10 protein-coding genes and 1 pseudogene are annotated in these 9,834 nt (G+C 54.1%); 8 read left to right on the top strand and 3 right to left on the bottom strand.

Annotation, left to right across the window (positions count from 1 at the left end; translation table 11 throughout):
* Positions 1-125: 125 nt before the first annotated feature.
* From ACR0M3_RS19785 to ACR0M3_RS19775, 3 genes and pseudogenes are all read right to left on the bottom strand, one after another.
* A complete protein-coding gene (locus ACR0M3_RS19785) occupies positions 126-524 on the bottom strand; it encodes a cupin domain-containing protein (RefSeq protein ID WP_480912371.1) in 399 nt (132 codons plus the stop codon).
* Positions 525-820: 296 nt separating this feature from the next.
* On the bottom strand, positions 821-1,516 hold the full coding sequence (locus ACR0M3_RS19780; protein ID WP_480912374.1) for a LysR substrate-binding domain-containing protein: 696 nt from the start codon (positions 1,514-1,516) through the stop codon (positions 821-823).
* Positions 1,517-1,540: 24 nt separating this feature from the next.
* A pseudogene (locus ACR0M3_RS19775) lies at positions 1,541-1,732 on the bottom strand (helix-turn-helix domain-containing protein); the annotation flags it as partial.
* Positions 1,733-1,853: 121 nt separating this feature from the next.
* Between ACR0M3_RS19775 and ACR0M3_RS19770 the strand changes: the two are divergent.
* The 8 genes from ACR0M3_RS19770 to ACR0M3_RS19735 all read left to right on the top strand — a co-directional run bounded on the left by ACR0M3_RS19770 (position 1,854) and on the right by ACR0M3_RS19735 (position 9,775).
* Complete coding sequence (locus ACR0M3_RS19770; RefSeq protein ID WP_267367387.1) at positions 1,854-2,909, top strand: dipeptidase; 1,056 nt, start codon at positions 1,854-1,856, stop codon at positions 2,907-2,909.
* A gap of 34 nt (positions 2,910-2,943) precedes the next feature.
* Entirely contained in the window at positions 2,944-4,539 is a 1,596-nt protein-coding gene (locus ACR0M3_RS19765; RefSeq protein ID WP_480506611.1) for an ABC transporter substrate-binding protein, read from the top strand.
* Positions 4,540-5,598: an ABC transporter permease gene (locus tag ACR0M3_RS19760; protein ID WP_480506613.1), complete on the top strand. Its 1,059-nt coding sequence runs from the start codon at positions 4,540-4,542 to the stop codon at positions 5,596-5,598. It begins immediately after the preceding gene.
* The gene (locus tag ACR0M3_RS19755) at positions 5,595-6,506 is read left to right on the top strand and encodes an ABC transporter permease (RefSeq protein WP_480912368.1); all 912 of its coding nucleotides are present in this window, start codon (positions 5,595-5,597) and stop codon (positions 6,504-6,506) included. The genes ACR0M3_RS19760 and ACR0M3_RS19755 overlap by 4 nt, the downstream gene beginning before the upstream one ends.
* On the top strand, positions 6,503-7,351 hold the full coding sequence (locus ACR0M3_RS19750) for an ABC transporter ATP-binding protein (RefSeq protein WP_209598734.1): 849 nt from the start codon (positions 6,503-6,505) through the stop codon (positions 7,349-7,351). Before ACR0M3_RS19755 ends, ACR0M3_RS19750 begins: the two co-directional genes overlap by 4 nt.
* Position 7,352: 1 nt before the next feature.
* Positions 7,353-8,108, top strand: coding sequence for an ABC transporter ATP-binding protein (locus tag ACR0M3_RS19745; protein WP_480506616.1), 756 nt, complete (start codon positions 7,353-7,355; stop codon positions 8,106-8,108).
* A gap of 211 nt (positions 8,109-8,319) precedes the next feature.
* On the top strand, positions 8,320-9,060 hold the full coding sequence (locus ACR0M3_RS19740) for a porin family protein (protein ID WP_480912366.1): 741 nt from the start codon (positions 8,320-8,322) through the stop codon (positions 9,058-9,060).
* 325 nt (positions 9,061-9,385) lie between these two features.
* Positions 9,386-9,775 carry an Arm DNA-binding domain-containing protein gene (locus ACR0M3_RS19735; protein WP_480912364.1) on the top strand — a complete coding sequence of 130 codons (390 nt, stop codon included), beginning with the start codon at positions 9,386-9,388 and terminating at the stop codon, positions 9,773-9,775.
* Positions 9,776-9,834 lie beyond the last annotated feature (59 nt).

Genomic DNA, 9,834 nt, shown 5'->3' with positions numbered 1-9,834 from the left:
CAGATATCAAACACTTAGCGCCCCTTGGGGCGCTTTCTGCGTTCAGGGCCACTGCACAACTGGAAGCACTCTGGAAGCATTAGGGACGAAAAAACTGCGCTGCTGGTCCCCAACGGTATTTTGCGTCACCCTGGTACAAGGCTTTCAAGTTCCGGCATCAGAACAACGCTTTCCTGTTCGTTCGGGTCCGTGCGTGCGATAACTGCAACTGCGGGTTCATTCCCATCGTTGAACGGAAGGTGCGGAGTGTTTGATGGTATATAGATCAAGTCTCCTGCTTGCGTTTCCATAACGTGTTCTAGCCTGTCGCCCCAATACATCTTAGCAGACCCGGAAATCACATAAATCGCGGTTTCATGTGTCTCATGTTTATGCGCCCTGGCGCGCCCTCCGGGCGGGACCGTGAGCAGATGCATGCAGATAGCTTGGCTACCTACCGTCTGTCTGGCGATGCCTTCGAAGTAATCGAACCCCTGTTTCCCGGAATAGGTTTCGCCGGGGCGCAGTTTCACACAATCCGCCATCTAGGTTTTCCTTCCTAAGATTTGAGCTAGAGAATGATAGGCCAGCTTCGCCTGGAAACGTAGGGAAATCAGAAGCGGGTTTTGGGCGGAGATTCTAACGAGCCTTTTGAACGAACCGCATACCGGGTGATACGGCCTGAGATACATAAGGACGAAGAAAACCACGTTTGTGGACGTTACACATACCAAACTGTGCACGTAGCCATGACAGGTCCGTACCTCGACCCTCCTCCAAAATCTTCCCTGTTGGGCGGTCACATGGCGTATTGCCATTGAAGACCTTTGGAAAGATTTCATTACCTCGGGTCAGAGAAAGGGTCCGGAGGGGTATTCAATCGCAGATGCCGTATGAATGCCCGTGCGATCCTTGGAACCGGTTTTTGATCAGAGACCACAAAATGGCCCCGGTACCGCATTGGAGATTCAAATCGGACAAATGCCAGGTCGGGAGATCGGTAATGGTAGACGGGAAAGGGATTGATAACAGACAGCCCCAATCCTTCGCGCGCCATGTCGGCTGCGGCAAATGAGGTTGAAACTTCGGCAACGATCCTCGGTTTAGCGCGCACTTGATGAAGCAACCGGTCCAGCTGCCCGCGCCGCCCATGTCGATACGTCAGTGCGATCAACTCTTGCTCATGCAAGTCTGAAGGCGTCAGAACGGTGCGTTCAGACAGGGGATGTTCGGGTCGCATGACGCAAACGGCTGGTGACTCGCGAAATGGTATAAGTTTGATGCCAGCGCGGCTTTGTTCAATCCCGGTCACGGCAAGATCAAATCGGTTCTCAAGCACGCCAAGCGTGACCATATCCGACGTTGTCACCTCAAGGTTCACGAAAAAACCGGGATTCCCGCGAATGAAACTGGCGATGAGGGAAACGATGTATCGATGAGCATAGCTGGGCGGTGCAACGAGGCGCAGTGTTTCCTGCACAGTTTCGCCCGGACCATCGATCCTGTCCAATGCCTCGAACAAAGGATCCAATCGCATATTCAGCCTTACGGCTTCTTGCGTCGGTCGCAATCTGCCTGCATCTCGTTCGAACAGTGTTCTGCCCAGTCGATCCTCTAAGCTGCTGACCGAGCGACTGACCGCGGACTGAGATAAGCCGAGCTGTCGTGCGGCAGCGGCTGTTGTTCCAGACTGCATGAGCGCACGGAGCGCCTGGTATTCCGGCAAAGAATGCCAGTTGCGAGGTTTCTTCATTGCTGGGCGCCTGCATGATTCCGACTAGCTCTATGAGTAAAACTCATCAAGTTTTTTTACAATCATGACGATTACGTCTGTTAGCGTGTGTCGGAATGATGCCAAGTCGGGTGAAACGAGATTGAGTACCTCCCCTCTTATCATTGATGGGCACAACGACGTATTGTCAAAACTGGCCTCGTCAGGTGGTCTGCCCGAAGCGGGCCGCTTCCTGACCGGGCTCGAAGGCGCGATCGACTCTGTAAAATCCACGGCCGGTGGATTTGGCGGAGGCTTCTTTGCCGTCTGGGTGCCTTCGCCTATCGATGCCGATGCAAAAATGGAAGAAATGGTCCGGCCCAGCTATGACCTGCCGCTTCCCAATCATATTGATGCCGAAGATGCTCTGCCCTCAGCGCTGGGGCAGATTGCCATCCTGCTGGAACTGGAACGTTTGGGGGCGTTGAAAGTGGTTCGATCGGTTTCGGATATCCGGGACTGCTTGGCGCAAGGCCAGATGGCAGCCATTTTTCACATCGAGGGCGCCGAGGCGATTGATGCCGATCTGCATTCGCTTGATGTATTTCATGCGGCGGGGTTGCGATCGCTTGGGCCCGTGTGGAGCCGACCCAACATTTTTGGCCATGGTGTGCCGTTTAGATATCCATCTGGGCCAGATACTGGCCCTGGGTTGACGGATCATGGACTGCGGCTTGTGCAGCGATGCAACGCGCTGGGTATCATGTTGGATTTGTCCCACCTCAATGAAAAAGGTTTCTGGGATGTAGCGCGGTATTCGGATGCGCCTTTGGTCGCAACGCATTCGAATGCCCACGCCATCTGTCCGCACGCGCGAAATCTGACCGATGATCAGCTTCGCACCATCGCGGAAAGCGACGGGATGGTCGGGTTGAACTTTGCCACTGCGTTTCTGCGTGAGGATGGTCGGATGCTGTCCGATGTGCCGTTGATGCAGGTTCTGAAGCACCTTGACCACCTGATCGGGATAATGGGTGAAGACCGGGTCGGGCTTGGGTCCGATTACGACGGGGCGGTCGTGCCGGACGACGTAAAGGACATCTCGATGCTGCCTCGATTGAGAGATGCCATGGTGACCCATGGATACGGCGAAGAGCTCATCAAGAAGCTCTGCCACGAAAACTGGTTGCGTGTTCTTGAGAAGACCTGGGGCTCGTAACCGTTAGTGAAGACTTGATGACAGAGAGGACAAAATGAACGCATTTAACAGATTGCTTACCGGTGCGGCGCTAGGATTGGCGCTGGCCGTGACCTCGACTTCGGCAATGGCCGAAACGCCGCCGAACATGCTGGTTATCGCGCATCGTATCGACGACATCACGACGTTGGACCCGGCCGAAAGCTTTGAGTTTGCGGGTTCGGATGTCAGCCGGAATGTCTATCAGAAGCTGGTGAACTTCGACCCGCTCAATCTGGATGCTGGCTATCAGCCCGACATCGCTGAAAGTTGGGATGTGTCTGAAGACGGCAAATCGATTACCTTCAATATCAGGGAAGGGTTGACCTTTCACTCCGGAAATCCGGTGACGGCAGAAGATGTTGAATTTTCACTGCGTCGGGCGATCATTCTAAACAAGACCCCGGCCTTTATCCTGACCCAGTTTGGGTTCACGCCGGAAAATGTCGAACAAACGATTGTCGCGGACGGCAACACTCTGACGATCACGACGGACAAACCCTATGCGACATCCTTCGTTCTGAACTGTCTGACCGCTACCATCGGCGGCATTGTCGATAAGAAGACGGTGATGGAACACGACAAGGATGGCGACTTGGGCAATGAATGGCTCAAGACCAATACTGCTGGATCTGGTGCTTATAGCCTGGTCAGCTGGAAACCCAATGAAAGCGTAACACTGAAGTCGAACCCCGATTTCTATTTGGGTGCTCCGGCCATGGAGCGCGTGGTTGTCCGTCACGTTCAGGAAAGCGCCAGCCAGCGCCTGTTGCTTGAACGTGGTGATATCGATGTCGCGCGCAACCTGAATCCAGAAGATGTTGCCGGCGCTTCATCTGTTGCCGGCGTAAAGATTGCAGACGAGCTTAAGGGCCGCCTGATGTATGTTTCGCTGAGCCAGAAACATCCCGAGTTGAGCAAGCCTCAGGTTCGGCAGGCGTTCAAATACCTGGTTGACTATGAAGGGATGCGCGACAGCTTCCTGAAAGGGCAATACACGATCCACCAGAATTTCCTGCCCCAAACCTATCTCGGTGCCTCTGACGAGACGCCGTTTAGCTTTGATGTGGAAAAGGCCAAGGCCCTGCTGGATGAAGCAGGTGTAAGCGGGCTTGAGATTGAAGTAGGTGTGCGTGAAGCGCAGGAACGGATCGAAATCGCCCAATCGCTACAGAATGCGCTGAGTCAGGTTGGCATCACGATGAACATCACCGTGGGGACCGCCAAACAAATTTTGGCGCGGTATCGTGCGCGGGAACTGGATGTTTACCTTGGCGCATGGGGGCCGGACTATCCCGACCCGCAGACGAACGCAGGTACCTTTGCCTATAACCCGGATAATTCGGACGAAGCCAATGCCACAGGATTGCTGGCATGGCGGAATTCTTGGGATACCGGCGGGTTGACCGACAAAACGGACGCGGCCGTTATCGAAAACGACACCGCGAAACGCGCTGACATGTACAAGGAAATCCAGGCTGAGTTCCGCGAGACTTCGCCGTTTGTCATCATGTTCCAGCAGATTGAGCAATCGGCCCTGCGTGAAAACGTGACGAATTTCTCAACCGGTCAGGCGATTACATCGGCGTCGTATTGGCAGGTGACCAAGTAAATGGCACTGGCCGAAAGACCAACTGAGGGGCGCCGCTCGGCGCCTCTTATCCATTGGATCAAGAGTATCCTGAAAACTCTTGGCACTATCGCAATTACAATGCTGGGTCTGCTTTTCGTGACCTTCATCATCGGTCGCGTGATGCCGATCGACCCGGTGCTGGCAATCGTCGGTGAACGCGCATCGCAATCGACTTATGATGCGGTCTATCAACAGCTTGGTCTTGATAAACCGCTGTTGGTTCAATTTGGATATTACCTTTGGGATGTTCTGCACGGCGATTTTGGCGATTCACTTCTGAATGCCCGCCCGGTTTCTCAGGATATTGCCCGCGTCTTCCCAGCCACGCTGGAATTGGCGACTTTGGGCGTTCTGATTGGAATATTTCTGGGTGTTCCGCTTGGTGTGATCGCCGCAGTCAAGCGCGGATCGTGGATCGATCAGATCGCCCGTGTGGTCGCGCTTGTCGGGTATTCAATGCCAATCTTCTGGCTGGGGCTCATGGGGCTTCTGGTCTTCTACGGGATACTCGGCTGGGTCGGTGGCCCGGGCCGCCTGGATATCTTCTACGAGGACATAGTGCCCTCACGCACTGGGCTGATTTTGGTAGACAGTGCCTTGGCCCAGGATTGGGATGTCTTCCGCAATGCGTTGTCCCATATCATCCTGCCCGCGGCATTGCTGGGGTACTACTCGCTTGCCTACATCAGCCGGATGACCCGATCCTTCATGCTGGAACAGTTGTCAGCCGAGTATGTCATCACCGCCCGCGTCAAAGGGCTGTCTGAAAGACAAGTTATCTGGCGCCACGCCTTCAAGAATATCCGGGTGCAGCTGATCACAGTGATCGCACTCAGCTATGCCAACTTGTTGGAAGGATCAGTTCTGACCGAGATCATCTTTAGCTGGCCGGGAATCGGCAGCTATATCACGACGGCCTTGCTGAGCGCCGATATGAATGCCGTTCTTGGAGGAACCGTTGTGGTCGGGCTGATCTTTATCTGCCTGAACATATTCTCGGACCTTCTTTACCGTTTCTTTGATCCGAGGTCGAAATGAGCGACATGACCTTGCGCCAGTGGCTGCTGACCGACGAGCCGACTTCGCGCCGCCATGCCAAATTGGCCAGCTTCTACAAAGGCTGGCTGACTTTGCGATCAAACTCGATGGCAATGGTCGGGTTGGCGATTCTTGTCGTCCTTGTTCTGACAGCGGTCTTTGCGCCTTTTCTCGCGCCGCACGATCCCTTTGTTCAGAGCCTGTCCAGCCGACTTCTCCCCATCGGGGCTGAAGGGCACCTGTTGGGAACCGACAGCTTGGGGCGGGATATTCTGTCACGCCTGATCTTTGGGGCGCGAATTACACTGTACATCGTGGCTCTTGTGGCGCTCATCGCACCGATTGCGGGGCTTCTGGTCGGGACTGTTGCGGGATATGTGGGGGGATGGACGGATGTGATCCTTATGCGCATCACGGATATTTTCCTCGCTTTTCCACGACTTGTTCTGGCGCTGGCGTTTGTCGCGGCGCTTGGGGCAGGGATTGAAAACGCGGTTCTGGCAATCTCACTCACGGCGTGGCCGCCCTATGCACGTATGGCGCGTGCAGAAACCCTGACCATCCGGTCAACCGACTATATCAACGCGATACGCCTTCAGGGTGCCGGGCCGCTGCGCATCATCACCCGGCATATCTGGCCGCTTTGCATCTCATCTTTGATCGTGCGTGTCACGCTGGATATGGCCGGGATCATTTTGGCTGCCGCCGGCCTTGGTTTTCTGGGGTTGGGGGCACAACCTCCAAGCCCGGAATGGGGTGCCATGATATCCGAGGGTCGAAGGTTCATCCTTGACCACTGGTGGGTGGCCACGGTGCCGGGGCTCGCAATTTTCACGGTTTCGCTGGCCTTCAACCTGTTGGGTGACGGGCTGCGGGACGCGCTTGATCCAAAGGACGGTGGGCAATGAACTTACTCGACATCGAAGATCTGTGGGTTCGTTTCCCAACCCGTCAGGGCGTGTTTGACGCCGTGCGGGGCGTATCGTTTTCGCTGGGGCGCGAGCGTCTGGGGATCGTCGGCGAAAGCGGCTCGGGTAAGTCGATGACGGGGCGGGCCATTCTGCGCCTGATCAGAAATCCGGGTATCGTGGAGGCCAAACACATCAATCTGGAAGGCCGAGACCTGATGAAGCTCAGCGAGCGCGAGATGCGTGAGGTGCGAGGGAAGCAGATCTCCATGGTGATGCAGGACCCCAAGTTTTCTCTGAACCCGGTGGTCACCGTTGGCGAGCAACTCATGGAAGCATACCTTCAGCACAATTCCGGCTCGAAGGCCCATGCTAAGAAGATGGCTATCGAGATGTTGGATAACGTCTCAATCCGTGATCCTGAGCGGGTGATGCGAACGTACCCGCATGAGGTGTCTGGGGGTATGGGGCAGCGCATTATGATTGCGATGATGTTGATTCCCAATCCCAAGATACTGATTGCCGATGAACCAACTTCGGCGCTTGATGTCAGCGTTCAGCGGCAGGTGCTGAACATCATGGATGGATTGGTCAAGGAGCGGGGGATGGGTCTGATATTCATCAGCCACGACCTGAATCTGGTGTCTGAATTCTGCGACCGTGTCCTCATCATGTATTCAGGTCGGATCGTCGAGGTTTGCGAGGCTGACAAGCTGCATCAGGCCCAACATCCCTATACCCAGGGCTTGCTGAACTCGCTGCCGCGCCTTGATGAAAAATGTACCCACCTGAGTGTTCTCACACGCGATCCGTCGTGGTCCGAAGCCCCGAGCGTGAGGGGCTGAAATGAAGGCACTGGAAATCAACCATCTGAATGTCTGGTTTGGTCATGCACACGACCGGGTCGATGCGGTGAAAGACGCAAACCTTGAAGTCGCTCAAGGCGAGAGTTTTGGTCTTGTGGGCGAAAGCGGGTCCGGCAAGTCGACAATTCTGAGGGCAATAACGGGACTTGCACCGCAATGGTCGGGCACAATCCGAGTAGAAGGCCAGGCGATATCCGGGTCCCGGCGGGATCGGTCATTCTTTCGAACCGTCCAGATGGTGTTTCAAGACCCCTACGCGTCTTTGCATCCGCGGCACACTGTTGATCAGGTCCTCAGTGAAACTATTCATCTGCATGGGTTTGGGGACATCGATAAACGCGTGAGCGATTTGCTCAACGACGTCGGACTTGGGCAAAGATTCCGGTTCCGGTATCCACACCAGCTTTCCGGTGGCCAACGACAACGCGTGGCAATCGCAAGGGCCTTGGCAGGTGAGCCGGACATCTTGCTTTTGGACGAACCCACGTCAGCTTTGGATGTCAGCGTTCAGGCCGAGGTTCTCAACCTGTTGACTGACCTGCGCAAACAGCGCGGATTGACCTATCTGATGGTGTCTCACGATCTTCCGGTTATCGCACATATGTGCGAGCAGTTGGCGGTTATGAGAAATGGTGAAATTGTTGAGGTCATGTCCTCGGAAACTTTGCGTTTGGGGAACCCAAGCCACGAGTATTCCAAGCAATTGTTGACCGCGTCTGTTGCTCCGAACCAATAACGAATGTTCATTCAATCTGGGGTTTGCCCTTCACACGATTAATTCGGGGGTCAGACAATAGGATCCTTTGGCATTTCTGGTGTGGATTCATCCCTATTTCGATAGGGACCGCGACAACACTACAGCGATCGAGATATTGGAAACGTCTACAAATTGTGTAACCGTGAAGCATGCAAGAAATGCAATATAAATTTTAGCAACGAGGTCACTGATGAAAAGCAAGGTGCAAAACTTGGCGATTGCGGTTGCGTTACTGATCGCGCCACCTGTTTCAGCCCAGCAATCTGATTGGTCTTTTTCGGGCACAGCTTATCTGTTCATGGCTGAAACGGATATTTCCCTTGCAACACCAAGTGGAACAATCGACGGCACGTTGAGTTTTTCAGACGCTCTCGAAAACCTGGATTTTGCGTTTATGGGCAGTATTTCCGCGTCTAACGGGCACTGGTTGTTGCTTGCGGATTACAACTACACCGATTTGGCGTTTAGTAACTCAACTCCCGGCCCGGCGTTTTCGAGTTTGGATACCTCTGCCACCACGCAGTTTCTCAGCGGCTATGTCGGTTACCATGTTTATGAGACACCAGCGATCAGCGTGGCCTTAGCAGGCGGGTTCAGGTGGTTCAGCACGGAAACCACGTTCCGATTGCAACCTGGGGTCGCTGCTGGGCGAAGTGTGACGACCGACGACAACTGGACTGACCCGGTCGTCGCTGCCCGTGCAAGAGTTCGGATTTCTGACAAATGGTCAGGGACCGGGTTCGTGGATTATGGCGGGTTTCGGAGCGGTAGCGAAACCTGGCAAGTTTTGCTGACTGCAGATTATGAAATCAATGACAGATGGCTGATCCGCGGCGGCTACCGGTATATTTCCTTCGATCATGAGATCAACGGCAATGATTTCAGGTTTGACCAATCAGGTCCGCTGCTGGGCGCAACGTACAGGTTCTGAAGACAACGTCAGGCGCATCCCTGATACTAACCTATGTTGCAACAGCGGCGGAGCGCGGTTGTTTCTAAGGGCTGTCGTCGCTCGATAGTCCAGAAACGTACAGTCTGATTTCAAATAAGCTTTTGCTTTTTATGATTATTTTTTACTTTGGCAAATGGCGGAGACGAAGGCCGCCATCCTAGCGATGCGCTGTGAAGTGGAAACTACTTTTATCCAAGTATTGTCAGCAAGATAACAAGTTTGAACCAACCGCCTTTGATAGAAGAAGATGTTTACAGTATCGTCTAGCTAAAGTACTTATGGCGGGTATTATGGAGGGTGGTATTTGCCGCGAATAGCAAAAGAGCTTTCTGCACTGGATGTAAGAAGGCTTGAACACTCCGGTAGCCGGAACAACTCGACCTTTGCAGTAGGTGGCGTTTCAGGCCTGCTTCTTCAAATCACTCCCAATGGGGGGAAGTCATGGGTGTTAAGGGTCAAGGTAGGTGACAAAAGGCGCGAACTGGGCTTAGGTAGCTATCCCGATGTGTCTCTTTCCATGGCGAGAGAGAGGGCGAGGGCGGAAAAGGAGAAAGTTTGGCAAGGCATTGACCCGATAGAAGATCGCAAAGCCAGAAAAGCCCACTTAATCGCTGCCCAGCGCCGAGGCCTAACTTTTTCCGATGCCGTTGAACGATACCTCGATGAGCAGCCTCATCTGACTGGTCCAAGTTGATTGTTAGTGCATCATCGGCCTGTGATCCATCGGGATGATGGTTTCAGGTGCCGGCGGGC

This window comes from Ruegeria sp. O5, assembly GCF_056535105.1.
This window is presented reverse-complemented; position numbering and strand designations above follow the sequence as displayed.

What these genes read in the sequence shown, in the direction of transcription:
- ACR0M3_RS19740 (WP_480912366.1), top strand. Translation starts at nt 8,320, where the DNA reads ATGAAAAGCAAGGTGCAAAACTTGGCGATTGCGGTTGCGTTACTGATC.
- ACR0M3_RS19760 (WP_480506613.1), top strand. Translation starts at nt 4,540, where the DNA reads ATGGCACTGGCCGAAAGACCAACTGAGGGGCGCCGCTCGGCGCCTCTT.
- ACR0M3_RS19755 (WP_480912368.1), top strand. Translation starts at nt 5,595, where the DNA reads ATGAGCGACATGACCTTGCGCCAGTGGCTGCTGACCGACGAGCCGACT.
- ACR0M3_RS19780 (WP_480912374.1), bottom strand. Translation starts at nt 1,516, where the DNA reads ATGCGATTGGATCCTTTGTTCGAGGCATTGGACAGGATCGATGGTCCG.
- ACR0M3_RS19745 (WP_480506616.1), top strand. Translation starts at nt 7,353, where the DNA reads ATGAAGGCACTGGAAATCAACCATCTGAATGTCTGGTTTGGTCATGCA.
- ACR0M3_RS19785 (WP_480912371.1), bottom strand. Translation starts at nt 524, where the DNA reads ATGGCGGATTGTGTGAAACTGCGCCCCGGCGAAACCTATTCCGGGAAA.
- ACR0M3_RS19750 (WP_209598734.1), top strand. Translation starts at nt 6,503, where the DNA reads ATGAACTTACTCGACATCGAAGATCTGTGGGTTCGTTTCCCAACCCGT.
- ACR0M3_RS19765 (WP_480506611.1), top strand. Translation starts at nt 2,944, where the DNA reads ATGAACGCATTTAACAGATTGCTTACCGGTGCGGCGCTAGGATTGGCG.